This is a genomic window from Fundidesulfovibrio sp. YSD1, assembly GCF_055397115.1.
This window is the reverse complement of the sequence record NZ_AP043666.1, coordinates 1176627-1198020: the sequence shown is the minus strand read 5'-3', so window position 1 is coordinate 1198020 and position 21394 is coordinate 1176627. Positions and strand designations below refer to the sequence as shown.

Sequence of the window (21394 nt, the reverse complement as noted above, 5' to 3'; positions counted from 1 at the left end):
GGAGTGACGATGAAGAAAGCCAAGAATTCCCCCCAGGGCGGGCCGGTCATGGTCCGCCAGCAGAGCGCCGTGCTCATGGCCGCAGTGGCCCTTCTGGCCGGCGTGTTTCTGGGCTGGCAGGGGGCCGTGATGGTCCTCAATCAGGAGGCCGCCCAGGGCGGGCAGGCCGGAATGCACCAGCAGCAGCCCCAGGGCGGCATGCCCCAGCAGGGCGGCATGGGCGGAATGAGCGGGATGAACTCGCCGCTGATGGCCCAGGCCAAGGCCATGGAAGACAAGGCCGCCAAGAACCCCAACGACCCCAAGGTCTGGACGGACCTCGGCAACACCTACTTCGACGCGGAACTGCCCGACCGCGCCGTGGCCGCCTACCAGAAGTCGCTGGCCCTGAACCCGGCCCAGCCCAACGTCTGGACGGACATGGGGGTGATGCTCAGGTTGCAGGGCAAGCCGCAGGAGGCGCTGAAGGCGTTCCAGCAGGCCGCGTCGTTGGACGCGAAGCACGAGCAGTCGAGATTGAACACCGGCGTGGTGCTGCTTTTCGATCTGAACGACAAGGCCGGGGCGCTGAAGGCCTGGCAGGACTTGCTTGCGGTGAAGCCTGACGCCCGCATGCCCGACGGCAGGAAGCTGGCGGACGTGGTGAAGGAGTTGCAGGCCAAATAAGGCTTCTTACTCGGCTATTGATTGAAACGGGCCGCCCGCGCGCAAGCGCGGGCGGTTTGCTTCTGTCGAAGGGATGGATGGATTGGATGTCGGATTGATTTCGACATGGTTTGTAGACGATTCAATTGGTTGCTAATGTGCTTAAACTTTGGTGTTATAAAATATGAAAATTATAATTCAAGATGCAGTTGCATCATGACGCATTGTTGTGATGCGTAGTCATTTGTCGTTAAATTGCGTTTTCTGCGTGTTTTTGTGGCGATTACTTCATGACATGCTTCGCAGTGACGGTAAGTTTTCCTTTGATGTACCCTGAGGCATTGTTCATTCCAGATTCACGATGAAGAATTGTTTTCGTTGATGCATGTCTTGCTAGAAAAATACCGCAGCAATCGACCTTTGAAAGGTTAAAGTGGCTTCTAAGATGTGACCTGATTGAACTGTCATATTCAACGCGGTGATATCTTATGCGTCCAGTTGCTGTCATTCTGGAAATCCATTGTGCCGGAAAGCCTTTTGGATCATCGTTTAACACCTTATTTTGATATTCGGCTGAGATTTCACCGTCAAGATCAAGAAGAATTGTAGCTGCTGATAATTCGAGTAGTGTGTTGAAGCAGGCATCTTGTATTCGTTGGTATTCTTCAATGCTCCTCGGGTCGTCGCCTGTGTTTGTCGTGGCATAGTCAAGTCTTGCACTTGCAAGAACGGAAGTGTCTAGGACATATTCTTTGTCGAGGGATGTTTTAGGCGAGTTCATTTTTTGCCTTCGCCGCTGCGATGTTTGCTTCCATGATTTTGATTGTTTCAAGGTAGGACTCATCGAAAAAATTGTCCGGGAAGCCTGTGAATGATCCGTCGCTTGCTATCGTAACTTCTTTTGTGTGGTATCCCCCTTTATCTTGGTGGATGAAGTAGATAGCGATTACACGAGGGTCCAGCTTGTTTTCGGCAATGCGAAGTCGGAATCGATTTAAAAAATGCTCACTGTGCGTTTCGATTACATAAGATTTGTTTTGGTGAATGTTCTCCGCGAATAAATCCGCAAGATCGCCTTGTGACCGAGGGTGAAGATGGATTTCTGGTTGCTCAAAAAGGTGAATACCTCTCTTGTGTCTGTAGACTGCTATTAAAACAGGGAGAAGCTGTGATATCCCAAATCCGACATCAACTAACGAGGATGTGACTTTGCTAGATGAGTTCGTGAGGGTAACTGTCTTCACAAAGCTCTTGATGGTTTCAACATCAAAATTTGCGGCATATCCAAATCTCATTAACCACTTGCGGACAAAAGAAATTACGTCTTCCTCCCCGGATGTTTTTTTGTGGCTCAAATAATCAATTGCAGTCTCCCCTCTGTAGCCTATGTCGAAGGGCATCGCCCCGCCGGTCATATAAAATCTATTTGGCATTTGTCGGAATGGGCCAAGGTAATTGATTGATGCAATCTCTGCATTAACTACCTCTAGTAATTGAGTCATGAATACTTTTATTGTATTGAGCTTCTCCCTTTTGTATGCCGAAACTGATTCGTCTAATATTAGTTCGCGTGGCGGATTAGGTGAAAAGAATTCACTTAATGATTTCAGTCCTGGATTGGTTTGTTTGCGTTTTTTGTTTTGCTCTTTTCTCCCTCGAACAAAGCCATAGGTGCCATCGGTGTTGTGCTTTGAAGAAAGTGCCCAGCTTGTGCTGTCAGAAACAGAAAAGTTGTATAGCGATATTGCTTCTTTCTCTTTGCTGTACGAATATTCAAAACAATAACGCATGGAATTTATTGCGTGGCTCATTCGTCTGTACCAAATGTTTCGAGAAAATTTTTCAATCATATTGAAATGATGTTCAAGAGCCATGCTTGGACTTTGAATATTAAATTCGAATGCTATTCGATTTGAATTATTATGACAGCGGACCATGTCGTTGAAGCTGCCAAGGTCGACTATTGGGCCTCGAGGGGCAAGTGTATGAATGCCTTTGACGAGGGCAACAGATTGTTTTAGGAGTAACATGGATTGAATTAATGAGCTTTTCCCGCTCGAATTAGGGCCACAAAGAATCGTTATTGGACGGAATATGATGTTTGTATTGTCGATGCATTTGAAGTTTCTGACGGAAAGGTTGGTGATCATAGCGGTCTCCTGGACGTATGATTAGTCAGGCGCATATCTATTCTAGCAGCAGAATCTAGATTGGGCAATGGCCCGAAGGGGGAGGGGTATAGTTGGGCGACAGAAAGGGGGCTTCCTCGGCGATAGTATTGATGCTCACTTTTTTGGGGGGGGGCGAAAATATTGTCCTGAGGTGCGTTAACTGATGTAGGACAAATATATTGATTGTTATCAGCGTAGTGAACGCCACCGGAGGAACGTTGTGCGACAGTTATGTGCGGCACGAACTGACTCGCAAGCGACGGAAGCTCAGAAGCCCTCTCCTCGTTGACAGAAGCTAAATTTCAACCACGGTGTTATGAAATCTACAACAACGCCCTCTTAATCGACTTCCCTGGCCTGTCCACCAGCATGGCCCTTCTGAACCTCTTGGACCGCTGTCCGTCCTCGAAGGCCTCGACACCCTTCTTCGCGCATTCCGGGCAGGCGCGCAGCGGAATCTGCACCCCCAGGCACAGCGGGCCTGAACCCGCGCGGCTCTCGATCACCACCACGCCGCCGCAGTCCTTGCACATCCTCACCTTTTCCAGCTGGCGCTCGAAGATGCCGTCCGTGTCGTAGTGGATTTCCTTCTCCCTCACGAACCATTCCCCCTCGGCCTTGCCGTGCTTGGGCATGGCGGGCGGGTCCTGGAAGTAGGCCAGCAGCTGGTCCGCGAGCGAGCGGGTGTAGTCTGTTATGCGCTGTTCCTGCTTCACGGCCTCCGGGTCGTAGCTCGGCTCCACCACCCCGGAGGCGTCCATCCCGGCCATGGCCAGGCAGATGCCCAGGTTCACGTAGGGCAGCGCGCCCTGGATGGAGTAGCCGCCCTCCAGCACCGCGATGTCGGCGTTCAGCCTGCGGGTCAGCTCCGCGTAGCCCTGGGCCGTGAAGTTCATGTGCGTGATGGGGTCGGAGAAGTGGTTGTCCTGCCCGGCGGAGTTGATCACGATGTCTGGCTTGAAGCGCTCGATCAGGGGCGTGACCACGTTGTCCAGCACGTGCAGGATGCCCTCGTCGCCGGTGCCGGGCAAGAGCGGGATGTTGCAGGTGGCGCCCATGGCGGTGGGGCCGCCCAGCTCGTAGGGGTAGCCCGAGCCGGGGTAGATGGTGCGCCCGTCCTGGTGGATGGAGATGAACAGCACGTCCGGGTCGTGCCAATAGATGTCCTGGGTGCCGTCGCCGTGGTGGCAGTCGGTGTCCACGATGGCCACGCGGCGCACGCCGTAGCGCTCGCGCAGGTACTCCACCATCACGGCCTCGATGTTGATGGTGCAGAAGCCGCGCGTGCCGTGCACCACCTTCATGGCGTGGTGGCCCGGCGGCCTGACCAGGGCGAAGGCCCGCCTGGCCTCGCGCTCCATGACCAGCCTGGCCGCGCGCATGGCCCCGCCCGCCGAGATCAGGTGCGAGGTGGTGACCACGGACTCCACGTCCGGGAAGGTGAAGTGCGCCAGGTCCACGTCCTGGGCCAGGGCCACGTCGGGCTTGTACTCGCGGATGCCCTCCACGTCGAACAGGCCCTCCTCGCGCAGCTGGTCCTGCGTGTAGAGCAGGCGCTCCTGGCGCTCGGGGTGGGTCGGGCCGATGGCCCAGTCGTAGGCGGGGAAGAAGACCACGCCAAGTGTGCTCGCGGCTCTCAACATCTGGCGTTCACCGCCTCGCGGTACCCGGGCAGCACCCCGGGCCTGATCTGGCATTTGACGCGGATGCTGCGCCCGACCATGGACTCTCCCTCGACCATGTTGAACGATTGCGCCTCGATGGTCTCGACCATTGCCCCGGGGTCGTGGATGCGCATCTGCTCCAGGTATTCGCGCAGGTAGCGCGCGGCGTCCTCGCGGGCCTGGTCCAGGCCGTAGCCGAGGCCCACGGCCTCCTCCACGTCCAGGCCCGGGATGAGCATGCGCCCGCGTTGCGTGTCCGCGAAGAGCTCGGCCGAGAGGGTCGGGCGCGAGAGCGCCGCGCCGATGGCGTTGGCCACGGCGTAGTTGCCCGGCACCACCACCTCCTCGGGGAAGGACTCGGCCAAAAGCCCGGCCATGGCCTGGGCCGGCCCGCCCATGACGTAGACCTTGCTCGGGGCCACGCGCTTGCCTTCCAGGAGCTCGTAGATGGTGTACACGGGCCGGTCGTTGACCGCGCGGGTGAGGTCGATCACGGCGGCGCGGATGGAGGTGACGGCGGCCAGGGCCGCGTCCAGGGCCATGGTGCGCCCGTCGGTGCCGTGGCGGGCGGCAAGCTCGTTCAATCCCCGGCGCGAGGCGGACGTGTCGGCGAGGTCGGCCGCGCCCAGCACGTTCAGCGCGTCGGTCAGGGTCGGGTGCTCCCCGCCCTCGGCCATGGCCGGGCCGAGCCTGCGGGGCCCCACGCGCACGTGGCCGTCCTTCACGGAGATGGCCGAGTCGCCGCCGATGCCGATGGAGCGGCTTTTCAGCGCGCGCACCAGGGTGGGGCGGCCCGAGATCACCGCGCCCTCGGGCTCGATGAGCGGCGCGCCGTCCGCGAAGAGGGCGATGTCGGTAGTGGTGCCGCCGATGTCCAGGATCACGGAGTCCTCGGCGATGTCGCACACGGCGATGATGCCCATGACCGAGGCGGCCGGGCCGGAGAGGATCGACTCCACCGGGAACATGCGCGACATGCTGAGCGGCATGGTGCCGCCGTCGGCCTTGAGGATGTTCACCTGGGCCGAGAGCCCGAAATCCAGGCTCGCGCGCTGCACCGCGTCGGCGAAACGGTTGAAGATGCGCCAGACCGAGGCGTTGAAGGCGGCGGTGTGGATGCGCCTGCCGAAGCCCAGCTGGCCCGAGAACTCGTGGCCGCAGCTCACGAAGTCGGCCTGCGGGTGGACCACGGCGCGAAGCGCCTCCTCGAATTCGGGGTTGCGCGGGGAGAACTTGCTCACGCAGGCGTAGACGCTGACGCCCCCGGCCTTGCAGCGCGCTGCGTGGGCGCAGGCCACGGTTTCGTCCAGCACGGCGGTCACGCGGCCCCGGTGGTCGGTGCTGCCCGGGATCACCCGGTAATAGTCGCCCATTGAGTAGGCCGAGGGCTGCATGCCCGGGCCCGCGGCCACGAAGATGCCCACGGGCTCGGTCAGGCCCTCGACGATGGCGTTGGTGGAGAGGGTGGTGGAAAGGTTCAGGCGCGTGATCGGCATGGGCCCGGCTTCGGGCGCGACCTTAGCCAGGACCTCGCGGATGGAGGCCATCAGGTCCGCGCGGTTCGTCTTGGCCTTGGCCCAGGCCTTGAGGCCGTCCGCCCCCACGAGCACGGCGTCCGTGTGCGTGCCACCCACGTCGATGCCGATCAGCATGGGTTCGACTTAGCACGGAATTTTCCCGAACACCATTGCCAAGTCGCGCCCCGCGCGGCCCTAGGGGAACAAAACCCCCACCACGGCCCCGGTCATGAGCGAGGCGATGGCCCCGGCCGCCAGGGCCTTGAGCGAGAGCCCGGCGATCTCGGAGCGGCGCTCCGGGCAGAGCGCGCCGAGCCCGCCGATGATGATGCCCACGCTGCCGAAGTTGGCGAAGCTGCACATGGCGTAGGCCAGGATCAGCCGGGAGCGCGGCCCCAGCGCCCCCTCGGGCAGCTGGGACATGTTCAAGAACGCGATGAACTCGTTCAGCACGAGCTTCGTGCCCAGAAGCCCGCCCGCCACGCCCGCCTCGGCCCAGGGCACGCCCAGGAGCCAGGCCACGGGGGACATGACCCAGCCGAGCATCCGCTCGAGCGTGAGCGGCGCGCCGAGCACGTCCGGGGCGAAGCCCAGCCCGATGTTCACGAGCTTCACCACGGCCAGGAAGGAGATCAGCATGGCGACGATGTTCAGAAAAAGCTGGAACCCGTCCCACGTGCCCTTGGCCAGGGCGTCCATGGAGCCGCAGGCGGCCGAAGCCGGGATCTCGTCGCCGAGCGTGGGCCTGCCCCTCTCGGGGAGCATCACGGCGGCCACGGCCAGGGCCGCCGGGGCGTGGATCACCGAGGCCGTGAGGATGTGCCCCAGCGAATCCGGGATCACCCCGCCCAGCACCGAGGCGTAGAGCATGAGCATGGTGCCCGCGATGCAGGAGAGCCCCGTGGCCATGAGCGCGAAGAGTTCGCTTCTGGTGAGCTGCGAGAGGTACGGCTTGATGAGCAGCGGGGCCTCGATCATGCCCAGGAACACCGTGCCCGCCGCGCCCACGCCCAGCGCCCCGCCGATGCCCATGGATTTTTTCAGCACCCAGGAGAACGCCCGGACCACGTGGGGCAGCACGCGCCAGTAGAACAGAAGCGAGGTCAGCGCGCCGATGACGATCACCAACGGCAGCGCCTGGAAGGCCAGCACCAGGGCGGAGCCGGGCGCGGGCTCCGGGAAGGGCAGGGGAGCCCCGCCCAGGTAGCCGAACACGAAGGACGTGCCCGCGTGCGTGGCCTCCTCCATTGCCAGGACCACCTTGTTGAGCGCCATGAACAGGCCCTTGAACGGCGCAGCCTTGAGCATGAGCCCGGCGATGGCGAACTGCAGGGCCACGCCGCCGAGGAGCATGCGCCAGGGCACGCGCCGGCGTTCCGCGCTTAGAAGCCACGCGGCGAGGATCAGGACGGCGAGGCCGAAAGCGCTCTGGAGCATGGATGTTCCTGGTTGGTGGTGCGTAGCGCGAAGCGCCGTGGCCGTCGCCCGGCCGCCCGGCGACAATTAGACCGGTGACACCCGCGAAGCGGAATGCCGGGTCCAGGGGGAGGCTTCTCCCCCTGGCGGGTCAAGGGCGGAGCCCTTGCGGGGAGCGGGGCGGAGCCCCGCCTCTACAGTCCTTTCGGCTCGCCCAGGGGGGGCAGGGCCGCGTGCAGGGCGTTGGCCGCTCCCAGGATGGTCCCCTCGTCCCAGGCCCTGCCGAACATCTGCAGGCCCACGGGCATGCCCGTGTCCGCCCCCAGGCCCACGGGCACGGAGAGCCCGGGCAGGCCGGAGAGGTTCAGCGAGATGGTGAAGATGTCGGCCAGGTACATCTGGAGCGGGTCGCCGGTTTTCTCGCCCAGCGCGAACGCCGTGAAGGGCGAGGCGGGCCCAACGATCACGTCGCAGGACTCGAAGGCGTCCAGGAAGTCCTGGCGGATGAGCCTGCGCACCTGGGCGGCCTTGCGGTAGTAGGCGTCGTAGTATCCGGCCGAGAGCACGTAGGTGCCGAGCACGATGCGCCGTTGCACCTCCTCGCCGAAACCGCGCGAGCGCGACAGCTCGTAGAGCTCGCGCAGGTCGCGGGCTTCGGGGTCGCGGTAGCCGTAGCGCACGCCGTCGAAGCGCGCCAGGTTGGAGCTCGCCTCGGCCATGGCCACGATGTAGTAGGTGGCGATGGCGAAGCGGGTGTGCGGCAGCCGCACGGGCACCACCTCGGCCCCGAGCGCCTTGGCCGCCTCGATGGCCTGGGCGCAGCACGCGGCCACCTCCGGGGTCAGGCCCTCGCCCCAGTACTCTTCGGGCATGCCCAGGCGAAGCCCCTTGAGGTCCGCGCGCCCGGCCTGGGCCGTGAACGCGGGCACGGGCCTGGGCGCGGAGGTGGAGTCCTTGGGGTCGTGGCCGGACATCACCTCCAGCATGGCCGCGCAGTCCAGGGGCGTGCGGGCCATGGGGCCGATCTGGTCCAGGCTCGACCCGTAGGCAACCAGCCCGTAGCGCGAGACGCGCCCGTAGGTGGGCTTGATGCCCGTGACACCGCAGAACGAGGCGGGCAGGCGGATGGACCCGCCCGTGTCCGTGCCCAGGGCCGCGAAGCACTGGCGCGCGGCCACCGTGGCCCCGGAGCCGCCGCTGGACCCGCCCGGGACCTTGCCCAGGTCCCAGGGGTTGCGCGTGGGCTTGAAGGCGGAGTTCTCCGTGGAGGAGCCCATGGCGAACTCGTCCATGTTGGCCTTGCCGAGGATGACCGCACCGGCGTTTTTCAGGCGCTCCACGCAGGTGGCGTCGTAGAAGGGGACGAAATTCTCGAGGATCCTGGAGGCGCAGGTGGTGGGCACGCCCTTGGTGCAGATGGCGTCCTTGACCACGATGGGCACGCCCCAGAGGGGCTTTTCCTTGTCCGGCCCGGCCTCGTCCAGGGCCTGGGCCAGGCTGAGCGCCTCCTCGGCCTGGACGCTCAGGAGCGCGTCCACGGCGGGTTCGGTGGCCCGGATACGCTCCAGGCAGGCGCTCGCTGCCTCTACGGCGCTTATTTCGCGGGCGGCCAGGCGGCCGCGCAGATCGGTGAGTGAAAGCGATGTGATGGCTGACATGGCGGTGATCCTCAACCGGAGACGATCTTGGGGACTACGAAGAAGCGTCCGTCGCTCTCCGGGGCCTGGGCCAGGATTTCGGAGCGCTCGAACCTCTTCACGGCCACGTCCGTGCGCAGGGGCGTGGCGTGCTCCACCGGGCCGTAGAGCGGCTCCACGCCCGTGGTGTCGCACTCGGCCAGGGTGTCCATGTAGGAGAGGATGTCGCCCATCTGGGAGGCGAGCCTTTCGAGCCCGTCCTCGGGCAGCCTGAGGCGGGCCAGGGTGGCCACCCTGGCGGCCTGCTCGGGTGTGAATTTCATTGGAGAACTCCTTGGGTGGCGGACCCGGGGGTTTTATCCGCACCCGGGGCGCAAGGCAAGAAGCGGCCCCGTGCGAACGGGTCGCGCGGGGCCGCCGTGGTTGTTCACTGCTGGGGCTGCTGCCTGGCCTTGAGCGCGTCCAGGCGCTCGGTGAACCCGGCCTTGTCCACGGGGGCGACGCCCTCCACGGACGGGCGCATGAAGAACATGGACATCTTGGCGCGGCCGCCGTCGTCCCAGGTGATGGGGGCCATGGCCCACTCCATCTTCTTGGAGGCCTGGTTCAGGCGCATGGTGATCTCGGACGGGGCCGCGTCCACGGGCATGGCCCCGGACGCGGCGGCCAGGCGCACGAAGTCGAAGCCCAGGGCGCTCCAGAAGTCCGGGTCTCCCTGCTGGTCCTTGGCCAGTTGGGCCTTGAGCTCCGAGACGGGCTTGGCGGGCGACTGCGGCCACCATGCCCCGGGGCAGAAGGCGAAGCGGTAGTTGGAGGGGGTGATGTTGGGCCGCGTGCCCGAGCCCGAAAGAGCGGCGCTCCAGAGCTGGGGCCCCAAAACGACCAGGGAGTCGGCCTGGAAGAAGTGCAGCTGGCCGATCATGTGGTCGGCGCGCTGGAGGTCGTCGGGGATGAACACGGCGTCGAAGTCGGGCCTGGTGGTGAAGGTCTTGCCGTCGCTGCCGGTGGGCACGGCGCGCACCATGTGCTTGACGATGTCGCCCCACTTGGCCGCTTCCTGCGGCGGGTAGGACTGGATGGTGGCCACCTCGCCGCCCTTGGAAGTCACTGTGGCGGCGAAGGCGTCGCTCAGGCGCTTGCCCATGCGGTCCTCGGGGGCCAGCACGGCGAAGCGTTTGAGCCCGGCCTCCAGCGGAATGGAGAGCACGGAAGCGGCCTCGTCCTCGGGGCTCCAGAAGAAGCGCCAGGCCTGCTTGCCTTCCCCGGCGTCCGTCACCTCGGGCATGAAGGTCAGGAACACGCGGCGCGACAGCTCCCCGCTGGCGGGCAGGTTCTTGAAGTAGCTGGCGTGCATGGGGCCGCCCACGATGGTCAGCTCGTGGGGCAGGGCCGTCAGCTGGTCCACGAAGTTGGGGTCGTCGGTGTTGATGATCCGCAGGTCCACCTGCGTGCCCTGGGCCGCGAGCACGGCCTTGGCCGCGTTGGCCCCGGCCTGCACCTTGGCCGCCAGCGCGCGCAGCTGCCCGGTCTGGGGCAGGAGCAGGGCCACGGCCGTGGTGCCGGGCTTGATGCCCGGGGTCGTGGCCAGGTCCCTGGCGTCCCTGGTCCCGGCGGTGGCCGCGGTGAGGCCCTGGGCGGCGATGCGCCGGGGCAGCTCCCGGTCGGCCAGGTCCGAGGAGCGCGCCAGCCTGTCGGCCAGTTCGCGCATCTGCGAGGCCTGGGACGGGTTGGAGGAGGCCAGCCTGCGCAGGTCCTCGAAGGAGATCAGGCAGTAGGGGAAGACGTTCGCGTTGGCCGGGTTCACCGTGGCCAGCATGGCCGAGAGGGCCTTGGGCTCCAGGGTGCCGAGCATCCGGGCCGTGTCGGCCTCGAACAGGGCGCGCTCCGAGGGTCCGGGGGCCTTGGCGTGCTGGGCGCGCAGGGCGCGCACGGCCTGGGTGGCCAGGTCGCGGGCGGCGTAGCGGCTGGCCAGCTCGATGGTGGCCGGGCCGGTGAGCGAGAAGCTCGCGCCGCGCGTCTGGATCAGCTTGGCCAGGTGCTCCTCGGCCTGGCGCTCGCGGCCCGTGGCCGAGAGGGCGGCCACGTAGAGCGAGGTCCACTCCCAGGTGGACTTGGCCTTGGGCTCCACCTGGGCCCAGGTCTCCAGGAAGCCCAGGGCCTCGGGGGCGCGGCCGAGCTTCAGCGCCGAGCGCGCGGAGCGCTCCAGGGCGATGAGCTTGGCGTCGCGGGTCAGGGCCTGGCCTTGGAGGATGTAGCCGTAGAGGGTCAGGGCGCGCTCGAACTTGCCCGCCTGCCAGGCCTCGGCGGCCTTGCCCTGGAGGGCGTACTGCTCCTGTTCAGAGGTGGGCGGGGCTTCCTTGCCGAACATGCTCATGCCCCCGCACCCGGCCAGGGCCAGGAGGAGGAGCGTTGCGAGCGCGAAACGCGTGGCGCGAATGGCTTTCATGAAGAACCTTTTGGTATGATCTTGCTCGAAAGCGCCAGCTTAACGCCGCTTCCCCATCAAATCAAGGACGGGCGGCGCTCTATGGCGGACGCACCCTGGCATAGGCAATAGGTATTTGCCACCAGTGGCGCGATCTGCCACACCCGGGGCCATGCACGCCGACATCGTGAAGTCCCTGGCGGACAGGGCCGAGGAGCTCTTCCTGAGCCGCGAGATGTACTGCGCCGAGGCCATCGTGACGGCCCTGAACGAGGGCCTGGGCGGCGGGCTCGAGCCCGGGCGCGCCCGCGGGCTGGCCACGGGCTTCGGCGAGGGGCTGGGCAAGGCCGGGTGCGTCTGCGGGGCCTTGGCGGGCTCGGTGCTGGCCGCCTCGTGGTTCCTTTCGGAACGCCTTCCGTCGAAAAAAGTGCGCGAGGCCTCGCGTTCGCTGCACGACGCATTCAAGAAGCAGGCCGGCTCCGCCTGCTGCCGGGTGCTCATAAAGCCCGTGAAGGCCGAGCCGGCCAAGCACTTCGCCCAGTGCGCGGGGCTGACCCGCATGGGCGCCGAACTGGCCGCGCGCGCAATCCTGGAGCACGCCCCCGAACTGGCCAGGGGCCACGCCCCGGCCCGGCGCGGCTCGCGCCTGGCCTCGCTTCTGCGCAGGCTGGCCGACCGCATCGGCTAGCCTCGCCCTGCCGCGCTTGACATTGTTCGCCATCCCCTGCAACCAGGAATGAATCCGGTTCAGAGGTTCTGGGGGACACTGTCGTCAACGCGGCGAGATCCACATGCTGACCGTTATTCAGGCGCTCCTGTGCGCGTGCGCATTCCGCCCGCGCGGCGGCGCGGCGGACGCCCCGTCCGCCTTGCCCTGCCCGCGCGCGCTGGCCGTGGTCCTGGCGCTCTTGGCCGCTCTGTTTTCCGCCGGAGGGGCCGCCGCCCAGCAGGGCGGCGAGCGCCAGTTGGACCCGGTCCGGCTCCAGCTCAAGTGGCGCCACCAGTTCCAGTTCGCGGGATACTACGCCGCCCTGGAAAAGGGCTACTACGAGCGCGAGGGTTTGAAGGTCACCCTGCTTCCGGGCGAACCCGGCATCCTGCCCACGGACATCGTCCTGGCCGGGCGCGCGGACTTCGCCGTGGACTCCGCCGGGGTGCTCCTGCACCGGGCCGAGGGCAAGCCCGTGGTGGCCCTGGCCGCCGTTTTCCAGCACTCGCCCACCGTGGTGCTCACGCGCAAGGACTCCGGCCTGGCCACCCCGCAGGACCTGGCGGGCAAGCGCGTGATGTTCACCGGCCCCACCGACCCCGAGTGCCTGGCCATGCAGGCCAACGAGGGCGTGCCCATGGACAGCTACGTCTTCGTGCCGCATTCCTGGAACGTGGACGACCTCATCGAGGGCCGCGTGGACGCCATGACGGCCTACATCACCAACGAACCCTTCGTCATGGAGCGCAGGGGCGTGCCCCCGGCCGTGATCCAGCCGCGCAACTACGCGGTGGATTTCTACGGGGACTGCCTGGTGACCTCCGAGCGCGAGGTCCGGGACCACCCCGAGCGCGTGGAGGCCTTCCTGCGCGCGTCCCTGGACGGCTGGCGCTACGCCATGGCCAACCCCGAGGAGGTCGTGGACCTGATCCTGGCCCGCTACCCCACGGCCAAGGACCGCGAGGCCCTGCTCTACGAGGCCCGGGCCATGCGCCACCTGATCATGCCGGAGATGGTGGAGCTCGGGCACATGAACCCTGACCGCTGGCGGCATATCGCCAAGGTCTACTCCACGTTCGGGATGATGCCCCGGGACATCGACCTCTCGGGTTTCCTCTACTCCGAGGTCAGGCAGGCCCGCGAGGAGGCCGGGCGCAAGGTCGCGGCCATGGTGCTGGCCGTGTCCGCGTCGCTGGCGGTGCTGGCCGCGCTCCTGATCGGCGCGCTTTTGGTCTTCAACAAGCGCCTCAAGCGCAAGGTGGAGGAGCGCACGGCCGAGTTCGAGCAGTCCCGCGACTTCCTGAGCAAGATCATGGACGCCATCCCGGACCCGGTCTTCGTCAAGGACGGCAGGCACCGCTTCGTGCTGGTCAACTCGGCCACGGCTGAGATGGTCGGGCTCGCGCCCGGGGACCTGGTGGGCAAGTCCGACCCGGACTTCTTTCCGCCCAAGCAGGCCTCGGTGTTCTGGGAGCGCGACGACGTGGTGCTGAAGACCGGCAGGGAGGACGTCTACCGGGAGGTGCTCACCGACAGCCACGGGGTCGACCGCATCCTCTCCACCAAGAAGACCCTCTACCAGGACGCCTCGGGCCAGCGGCTCGTGGTGGGGGTCATCCGGGACATGACCGAGTTCACGCGCATGCAGGAGATGGTGGCCCAGGTGGAGAAGATGAACTCCCTGGGCAGCCTGGCCGCGGGCATGGCCCACGAGATCAACAACCCCCTGGGCATCATCCTCCAGTCCGTGCAGAACATGGAGCGCCGCCTCTTCGAGAGCCTGGACGCCAACGAGCGCGCCGCCTCGGAGCTGAACCTGGACCTGGAGGCCATGGCCGCCTACCTCAAGCGGCGCGGCGTGCCGGGCTACGTGCGCGACATCCGCGAGGCGGGCGAGCGCGCGGCGGGCATCGTGCGCAACATGCTCCAGTTCAGCCGCAAGAGCGACCCGGAGCAGGGGCCCTGCGACCTGCGCGAGGTGGTGGACTCCATGCTGGACCTCGTGTCCAAGGATTACGACATCCGCCGCAACTACGACTTCAAGAAGGTCGAGATCGTGAAGAACTATTCACCGGAGAGCTTCCCGGTGCAGTGCTCGTCCAACCAGGTGGGCCAGGTGGTCCTGAACATCCTGCTGAACGCCGTGCACGCCATGTTCTGCGCCGAGAACCCTCCCGCGGCCCCCAGGCTGGCCATCACCCTGCGCCCGGACGGCGACGCCATGCGCCTGGAGATAGCCGACAACGGCCCCGGCATGGAGGAGAGCGTGCGCAAGCGCATCTTCGAGCCCTTCTTCACCACCAAGCGCACGGGCGAGGGCACCGGGCTCGGCATGTTCGTGGCCTACAACATCATCACCAACACCCACGGCGGCAGCCTGTCCGTGGAGTCCGCCCCCGGCAAGGGGGCCGCGTTCTCCATCCTGCTGCCGCGCGAGCCCGCCGAATCCTCGTGCTGAGGGCCTTTCCGGCCGACCGCCTCCCCTTTTACGTTCCCCGGCCTGCCCGCGCCGCTCTCGCGGCCGAAGCGCGTGCCGGTGTTTCGGATTCGTTTTGCCCGCTTAACGCTTGATCAAACCATCGGGGAAGCGTAGAGAATGAGGTAGTGTCCTTTTTCCCAGCCGTTCGTGAACGGCGGGAGTTCCGGGCCTGCGCGGCAGGGCATTGCCACCCCCCTCCCGGCGCGTGCTCCGGGGTTCCGCCGCCAACCATCAACCAGAAGGAGTGCTCCATGAAAAACAAGCATATGCTGAAGGGAGCCGTTCTGGGCGCGGCTTTGACGTTGCTGTTCGCCCTGCCCGCGGCCGCCCAGATCGGCGCAACCGTGAAAGCCGGAATGTCCGAGTTGCCGCTGCGCACCTGCGAAGGCACCACCGCCGGGATCGTGAAGAAGCTCAACTACGGCCAGCAGCTGAAGATCCTCTGGGACAACAAGAACAACTGGGCCGAGGTCGAGGTGGTCGGGTCCGGCGAGAAGGGCTGGGTCAACCTCGAGAACACCATGAAGTAGGCCCACGGGCCTTGAGGGAGCGGCCGCGATCCGGGAACGCGCGCGAGGGTGGCGCGAACCGGGTGCGCCTGCCCCGCCCGCCAAGGCGGGAAAACGGAAAAAGCCCGGCCGGGAATCGCTCCCCGGCCGGGCTTTCGCATTCGTTCGCGCCAGTGGACGCGGCTATTTCTTCACTTCGGTGTAGTCGGCGTCCACCACGTCGTCGTCCTTGCCGCCCTGGGCCCCGCCGGGCTGGCCTGCGCCGGGCTGGGCTCCGGCCTCGGGGCCGCCGGGCTGCTGGCCGCCCTGCTGCTGGTAGAGCTTCTCGGCCAGCTTGTGCGCCACCTGGGAGAGCTCCTCGGTGGCCTTCTTGATGGCCTCGGCGTCCTCGCCCTTCATGAGCTCCTTGAGCTTCTCGGTCTTGGCCTCGATCTCGCCCTTGGTCACGGCGTCCACCTTGTCGCCCAGGTCGCGCAGGCTCTTCTCGGTGGTGTAGACCAGGGTGTCGGCGTGGTTGCGGGCCTCGATGGTTTCCTGCTTCTTCTTGTCGTCGGCGGCGTGGGACTCGGCGTCCTTGATCAGGCGCTGGATCTCGGCCTCGCTCAAGCCCGAGGAAGCGGTGATCTGGATGGACTGCTGCTTGCCCGTGGCCGTGTCCTTGGCCGAGACGTTCACGATGCCGTTGGCGTCGATGTCGAAGGTGACCTCGATCTGCGGCACGCCGCGCGGCGCGGCCGGGATGCCGGTGAGCTCGAAGCGGCCCAGGGTCATGTTGTCGCCGGCCATGGGGCGCTCGCCCTGCATGACGTGGATGGACACGCTGGGCTGGTTGTCGGCCGCCGTGGTGAACACCTGCGACTTGCGCGTGGGGATGGTGGTGTTGCGGTCGATGAGCTTGGTGAACACGCCGCCCATGGTCTCGATGCCCAAGGACAGCGGGGTCACGTCCAGGAGCAGCACGTCCTTCACGTCGCCGGCCAGGATGCCGCCCTGGATGGCGGCGCCCATGGCCACCACCTCGTCGGGGTTCACGGAGCGGTTGGGCTCCTTGCCGAAGATCTCCTTCACCTTCTGCTGCACGGCGGGCATGCGGGTCATGCCGCCCACGAGCACCACCTCGTCGATGTCCGAGGCGGAGAGCCCGGCGTCGGCCATGGCCTTGCGGCAGGGGCCGGCGGTGCGCTCGATCAGGTCCTCCACGAGCTTCTCGAGCTTGCCGCGCGAGAGCTTGACCATCATGTGCTTGGGGCCGGCCGCGTCGGCGGTGATGAAGGGCAGGTTGACCTCGGTCTCCATGGCGGTGGAGAGTTCCTTCTTGGCCTTCTCGGCGGCCTCCTTGAGGCGTTGGAGGGCCATGCGGTCCTGGGAGAGGTCGATGCCGTTCTCGCGCTTGAACTCGTCCACCAGGTACTGGATCACGCGGTGGTCGAAGTCCTCGCCGCCCAGGAAGGTGTCGCCGTTGGTGGCGCGCACCTCGACCACGTTGTCGCCCACCTCGAGGATGGAGATGTCGAAGGTGCCGCCGCCCAGGTCGAACACGGCGATCTTCTCGTTGGCCTTCTTGTCGAAGCCGTAGGCCAGGGAGGCGGCCGTGGGCTCGTTGATGATGCGCTTGACGTCCAGGCCCGCGATGCGGCCCGCGTCCTTGGTGGCCTGGCGCTGGGAGTCGTTGAAGTAGGCCGGGACGGTGATCACGGCCTCGGTGACGGTCTCGCCCAGGTAGGCCTCGGCGTCGGACTTCAGCTTGGCCAGGATCATGGCCGAAATCTCGGGGGCGGAGTAGCGCTTGCCGTCGACTTCCACGGCGGCGTCGCCGCCGGCGCCGGAAACGATCTTGTAGGGGCAGTGCTTGAGCCACTCGGACACTTCCGGGGCGTCGAAGCTGCGGCCCATGAGGCGCTTCACCGCGAAGACGGTGCGCTCCGGGTTGGTGACGGCCTGGCGCTTGGCGATCTCGCCCACCAGGCGCTCCTTGGTGAAGGCGACGACGGAGGGGGTGGTGCGCCCGCCTTCGGGGTTGGTGATGCACTTCGGGTCCTTGCCCTCCATGACATACACGCACGAGTTGGTCGTGCCGAGGTCGATCCCGATGATCTTGCCCATGAAACAGGTTCCTCCTTGAAGGGGATGATGTCTGCCGGTGTCGTGTGGGAACCGGATGGTTTCTTCGCAAGGAGCGCCCGCAGGGCGGGCGCTTCAGACTCCGACTATAAGCCGCTTTCCCGGGCTGTAAAGGGGCATTGGCGCATTTTTTAGCCGCAGTCCCGGGGTTTTACGGCGGAGAAGGGCCGAAAGGGGGCTTCCAGGCCCGGAAAGGGGCCGTTTTGCCCGCTTCGGGCGCGTTTGCGTCCGGGCTCCGGGCCGTTTGCCCGTGTCAGTCCTGGCTGACCAGAACCTTGGCGGGCCGCAGGAGCCTGCCGCGCAGGCGGTATCCGGCCTGCATCACCCTGGCCACGCGCCCGGGCTCCATCACGCCCGGCTGCGCGGGCTGCGTGCCCACGGCCTCGTGCGATTCGGGGTTGAACTCCTCGCCTTCTGCGCCGCAGGGCTCCAGGCCGTGGCGGGCCAGGGTGTCCAGGAACACCTTGCGGGTCATGTCCACGCCCATGACGATGTCCTTGCAGGCCTCCACGGCGCGGCCGTGGGCCAGGGCGAGGTCCAGGTTGTCGAGCACGGGCAGGAGGTCGGCCAGCACGCCTTCGGCCGCGAACTTGACGAACTCCTCCTTCTCCCGGATCAGGCGCTTCTTGAGGTTGTCCGTCTCGGCCAGGGCGCGCAGGCGCTTGTCCGTCTCGGCGGCCACTTCCTGGCGCAGCTTGGCGATCTCCTCCTCGGGAGTCATGGGGCGGACCTCCTCGGGGGCGTTCTCGGGGGTATCGTTCTCAAGCGTCATGCATCGCTCCTTGAAAGGGCTTCTTCAGGTAACACGGATTGGCGCGGGAAAAAAGGCCTGGGTCAGAAATGCTTCCCCAGAAGGCTCGTGATCAACTGTGCCGTGTAGTTCACCAGGGGGACCACCTCGGCGTAGTCCATGCGGATGGGGCCGATGACGCTCACCGCGCCCACGGGCGCGCCCTGGCCGCCGTAGGGCGAGGACACCAGGCCGCACCCGGCCAGGTCGCCCACCTGGGCCTCCTCGCCCAACACCACCACGGTGCGGTACTCGGAGATGGTCTTGTCGAGCACTTCCAGGAGCCGCGTGCGGTCCTCGAGCGCGCCCAGCACCTCGCGCATCATGCCCAGGTCCGAGAATTCGGGCTGGGAGAGGATGTTCAGCGTGCCTTCCACGTAGAACGCGGGCGGCTCGCTGGCGTTGAAGGAGTCCACGGCCAGGAGCATGGCGCGGCCCGCCAGGTCGTTCAGCCTGCGCTCGGCGGCGGCCATCTCGGCGATGATGCGGTCGCGCACCTCGGCCACGGTGAGGTTGCTGAAATGGTGGTTGAGGTAGTTTCCGAAGTGCACCAGGTCGTCGGCGGTGATGTCCGTGGCCGCGCTGACCAGGCGCTTCTGCACCATGCCGCCCTGGAGCACCAGGATGGCCATGATCAGCCCCGGGCGCAAAAGCACGAAGTCGATCTGCCGCCAGCGGGCCATGGACTGGCGCGGGGCCAGCACCATGCACACCTGCTTGGACACGGTGGAGAGCACCTTGGAGGCGTGGCGCAGGACGGCGTCGATCTCCATGCCGGCCTGGCCCAGGGAGGAGGCCATCATCTCCTTCACGGGCGCGGGCAGGGGGCGCATCTGCACCACCTGGTCCAGGTAGAGCCTGAAGGCCTTGGCCGTGGGGATGCGCCCGGCCGAGGTGTGGGGCTGCTCCAGGTAGCCCTTGTCGGTCAGGTCGGACATGGTGTTGCGGATGGAAGCCGGGGACAGGCACATCTGCCCGCCCTTGGACACGGTGCGCGAGCCCACGGGCTGGGCCTTGGCGATGTACTCCTCAACGATGGCCGTGAGGACCTCGAGTTCGCGCTGGATGAGTGGGGCTTCACGCATGGCTTTGGCACTCGCCTTTTGGGAGTGCCAGACAGCTAACAACGCCGCGCGCGCCTGTCAAGGACGGGCGCGGGCGCGCCCGGGAGGGTCAGGAGGGGTGGCCGCCGGGGGGGGCCTTGGCCTGGGCCGCGTGCTGGGTGTGCTCCAGGTCGAGCACTTCCTGGCCGCGCACGTAGGGCATGAGCACGGGATTCTCCACCTGGCCGAGCAGGTTCTCGATGGCGGCCTTGAGGCGCAGGATGGCCTCGTCCACGCCGCGCAGGCAGGTGATCTTGCGGTCCAGGTCCAGGTCGATGAGCAGCTTGCGCAGGGAGCCGATCTCGCGGGCCAGGCCCTCCACGTCGCGGTCGGGCTGGGTGCGCGAGAGCGCGGCCTTGACCTCGGCGGAGTGGAATTCCAGCTCCTCGAGCACCAGGGCGTTGTAGTTCATCATGATGCCGAGCACGTTGTTGCCCACGTGGGCCATGCCGCCGGCCGCCTTGGCCAGGGCGTCCTTGCCCACTTCCAGCTGCCTGCCCACGGTGAGGGAGACGATCTTGGAGGCGTCGGCCAAAAACTGGGAGTCGTAGCGGTCGAAGAAGCCGGGCTGGTGCGAATAGAGGTTGATGGCCCCGAAGGCCTCGCAGTCCTGGCGCAAAAGGAAGGCCAGGCGGGAGCGGTAGCCCTCCTGGTAGGCCATGCAGTCCACGGATTCGCCGCCGCGCTCCAGCCCGCGCAGGTCGTTGGAGAGCACGTGGAACACCCCGCGCTCGTGCACGGCGCGCATCACTGGGTGGTTGGGCAGGGAGTCCTCCATGGCCCAGACGAAGATGGGCGTCTGCCTGCCCTCGGCGTCGCTGGCGGCCACGTTGATCCAGTTGCCCTCGCCGTCGCGCAGGCGGCAGACGAAGAGGTCGGCCCCGAGCTCGCGCAAGAGTATCTCGCCGGACTGCTCGAGCACCTCCTCGGCCGTGGCGAACTCCTGCCCGGCCTCGATCAGGGCGTAGATGATCTCGATCATCAGCGTGCCCTGCTCGTAGGCCCGCTTGAGCAGCTCGAAGCGGTGCTCCAGCTGGATGAAGTGCGGGTGGCAATGGCGCAGCCTGGCGATGCGCGAGGACTTGATCCGGCCGATGTCCACGCTGAGCTCGGTCAGGCCCGTGAGCAGTTCGCCCCAGTCGCGCACGGGCTTTTCCAGGCTCTGGAACTCGGGGCGGTTCACCAGCACGTCCAGGCTGGTCTTCAGGGACACGAGCATGTGCATGATGGCCACGCGAACGGGCTTGGGCGCGTCCCCGATGAGGCGGGTGATCGCGCAGCGCACGTCCAGGCGGTTCTCGAATCTGCAGGCGGTCTGGAGGTCTTGAGAAAATGGCGGCATGGATTGAAAGAAGGATAAAACAGGCCGAAAGAAAGGCAAGCGGAAAATAAGGGGCCGCGAAGATCGTCATCTTCGCGGCCCTGCCCTGAGGGAAGAGGTCCGGATGAACCGGTAACTCTCGACTCGCGGGGGAAGCTCGCCGCGAGCGCTCTAATTCTCGCGGCATCCCCCACCACAACCAACCCGCCCTCTTATTAGCATGGAGCGTGCCAGCGCGACGAGAAAACGACAAGATCAAGATATACGGGGTGTTGAAAGAGACTGGCGGCCGAAAGGGGCGAAAAATCCGCAAACCCGGGTTTACAGGGTGCGTTCCCAGGAATGCACCCTGGAGGACTCACCTGCCGAAAATGCAGGCCATCAGGCGCTCCCAGAGGTCCCCGCGCGGCTGGGCCACGCCCATGCGCTCCAGGTAGCAGCGCACGAAGCGGTGCTGCTCGTGCGAGACCGGGGCCGCGCGCCATCCCCGGCCGGGGGTCAGGCACACCCCGCGCCGGGCCAGCCAGCAGGCCAGCACCGTGCCCGTGCGGCCCATGCCGAAGCGGCAGTGGATGAAGGCCTTGCCGCCGCCCGCGATGCGCTTGTCGAGCCAGTCCAGGGCCCGGTCCAGCTCCGCCTCGTCCGGCACGCCCATGTCGTCCACGGGCAGGAAGTGCACGGCCAGGCCGAAGTCGCGCTCTATTTCGGGCAGGTCGCAGTATTCGGCGCAGAGGTTGAGCACGGCCTGAAGGCCCTGGGCCTTGAGGAGTTCCAGGTGCTCGGGCTTCGTGGGCATGGCGCCCACGGCCACCTGCTCGGTGGCCCAGAATATCTCGTAGCCGTCGGGCAAGGGCGGCGGCGAGGCTGCGGCCGGAAGCTGCGTCATA

General features: G+C 65.8%; 17 protein-coding genes. 4 read left to right on the top strand and 13 right to left on the bottom strand.

Going from position 1 to position 21394, the window contains the following annotated elements:
• Nucleotides 1-9 precede the first annotated feature (9 nt).
• On the top strand, nt 10-666 hold the full coding sequence (locus ACZ5V4_RS05635; protein WP_464317196.1) for a tetratricopeptide repeat protein: 657 nt from the start codon (nt 10-12) through the stop codon (nt 664-666).
• Nucleotides 667-928: 262 nt separating this feature from the next.
• Here ACZ5V4_RS05635 and ACZ5V4_RS05630 read toward each other — a convergent pair whose 3' ends face one another.
• The 8 genes from ACZ5V4_RS05630 to ACZ5V4_RS05595 form a co-directional block, all read right to left on the bottom strand.
• Nucleotides 929-1426 (bottom strand): hypothetical protein, encoded by a 498-nt coding sequence (locus tag ACZ5V4_RS05630; RefSeq protein WP_464317195.1) that lies wholly within the window; start codon nt 1424-1426, stop codon nt 929-931.
• Nucleotides 1413-2795: an AAA family ATPase gene (locus ACZ5V4_RS05625; protein WP_464317194.1), complete on the bottom strand. Its 1383-nt coding sequence runs from the start codon at nt 2793-2795 to the stop codon at nt 1413-1415. The genes ACZ5V4_RS05630 and ACZ5V4_RS05625 overlap by 14 nt, the downstream gene beginning before the upstream one ends.
• Before the next feature lie 344 nt (nt 2796-3139).
• Nucleotides 3140-4459 carry a histone deacetylase family protein gene (locus ACZ5V4_RS05620; protein WP_464317193.1) on the bottom strand — a complete coding sequence of 440 codons (1320 nt, stop codon included), beginning with the start codon at nt 4457-4459 and terminating at the stop codon, nt 3140-3142.
• Complete coding sequence (locus tag ACZ5V4_RS05615) at nt 4453-6132, bottom strand: hydantoinase/oxoprolinase family protein (RefSeq protein ID WP_464317192.1); 1680 nt, start codon at nt 6130-6132, stop codon at nt 4453-4455. The genes ACZ5V4_RS05620 and ACZ5V4_RS05615 overlap by 7 nt, the downstream gene beginning before the upstream one ends.
• A 60-nt stretch (nt 6133-6192) precedes the next feature.
• Nucleotides 6193-7434 (bottom strand): NupC/NupG family nucleoside CNT transporter, encoded by a 1242-nt coding sequence (locus ACZ5V4_RS05610; protein ID WP_464317191.1) that lies wholly within the window; start codon nt 7432-7434, stop codon nt 6193-6195.
• A gap of 173 nt (nt 7435-7607) precedes the next feature.
• Nucleotides 7608-9071 carry an Asp-tRNA(Asn)/Glu-tRNA(Gln) amidotransferase subunit GatA gene (gene gatA / locus ACZ5V4_RS05605; RefSeq protein WP_464317190.1) on the bottom strand — a complete coding sequence of 488 codons (1464 nt, stop codon included), beginning with the start codon at nt 9069-9071 and terminating at the stop codon, nt 7608-7610.
• Between the two features lie 11 nt (nt 9072-9082).
• Nucleotides 9083-9373, bottom strand: a complete 291-nt coding sequence (gene gatC, locus ACZ5V4_RS05600; protein WP_464317189.1) for an Asp-tRNA(Asn)/Glu-tRNA(Gln) amidotransferase subunit GatC — start codon at nt 9371-9373, stop codon at nt 9083-9085.
• Nucleotides 9374-9477: 104 nt separating this feature from the next.
• The gene (locus tag ACZ5V4_RS05595) at nt 9478-11496 is read right to left on the bottom strand and encodes a penicillin-binding protein activator (RefSeq protein ID WP_464317188.1); all 2019 of its coding nucleotides are present in this window, start codon (nt 11494-11496) and stop codon (nt 9478-9480) included.
• A gap of 151 nt (nt 11497-11647) precedes the next feature.
• Here ACZ5V4_RS05595 and ACZ5V4_RS05590 point away from each other — a divergent pair, with 151 nt between their 5' ends.
• From ACZ5V4_RS05590 to ACZ5V4_RS05580, 3 genes are all read left to right on the top strand, one after another.
• The gene (locus tag ACZ5V4_RS05590; protein ID WP_464317187.1) at nt 11648-12163 is read left to right on the top strand and encodes a C-GCAxxG-C-C family protein; all 516 of its coding nucleotides are present in this window, start codon (nt 11648-11650) and stop codon (nt 12161-12163) included.
• Between the two features lie 103 nt (nt 12164-12266).
• On the top strand, nt 12267-14642 hold the full coding sequence (locus ACZ5V4_RS05585; RefSeq protein WP_464317186.1) for an ABC transporter substrate-binding protein: 2376 nt from the start codon (nt 12267-12269) through the stop codon (nt 14640-14642).
• A 272-nt stretch (nt 14643-14914) separates the two neighbouring features.
• The gene (locus ACZ5V4_RS05580) at nt 14915-15193 is read left to right on the top strand and encodes an SH3 domain-containing protein (protein ID WP_464317185.1); all 279 of its coding nucleotides are present in this window, start codon (nt 14915-14917) and stop codon (nt 15191-15193) included.
• A gap of 162 nt (nt 15194-15355) precedes the next feature.
• Here ACZ5V4_RS05580 and dnaK read toward each other — a convergent pair whose 3' ends face one another.
• From dnaK to ACZ5V4_RS05555, 5 genes are all read right to left on the bottom strand, one after another.
• Nucleotides 15356-17275 (bottom strand): molecular chaperone DnaK, encoded by a 1920-nt coding sequence (gene dnaK, locus ACZ5V4_RS05575; RefSeq protein WP_464317184.1) that lies wholly within the window; start codon nt 17273-17275, stop codon nt 15356-15358.
• 271 nt (nt 17276-17546) lie between these two features.
• Nucleotides 17547-18065, bottom strand: coding sequence for a nucleotide exchange factor GrpE (locus ACZ5V4_RS05570; protein ID WP_464317183.1), 519 nt, complete (start codon nt 18063-18065; stop codon nt 17547-17549).
• 62 nt (nt 18066-18127) lie between these two features.
• Nucleotides 18128-19168: a heat-inducible transcriptional repressor HrcA gene (gene hrcA, locus ACZ5V4_RS05565; protein ID WP_464317182.1), complete on the bottom strand. Its 1041-nt coding sequence runs from the start codon at nt 19166-19168 to the stop codon at nt 18128-18130.
• Nucleotides 19169-19256: 88 nt separating this feature from the next.
• Nucleotides 19257-20471: a histidine kinase gene (locus tag ACZ5V4_RS05560; protein ID WP_464317181.1), complete on the bottom strand. Its 1215-nt coding sequence runs from the start codon at nt 20469-20471 to the stop codon at nt 19257-19259.
• Between the two features lie 394 nt (nt 20472-20865).
• On the bottom strand, nt 20866-21393 hold the full coding sequence (locus tag ACZ5V4_RS05555) for a protein-tyrosine phosphatase family protein (RefSeq protein WP_464317180.1): 528 nt from the start codon (nt 21391-21393) through the stop codon (nt 20866-20868).
• Nucleotide 21394: the final 1 nt, after the last annotated feature.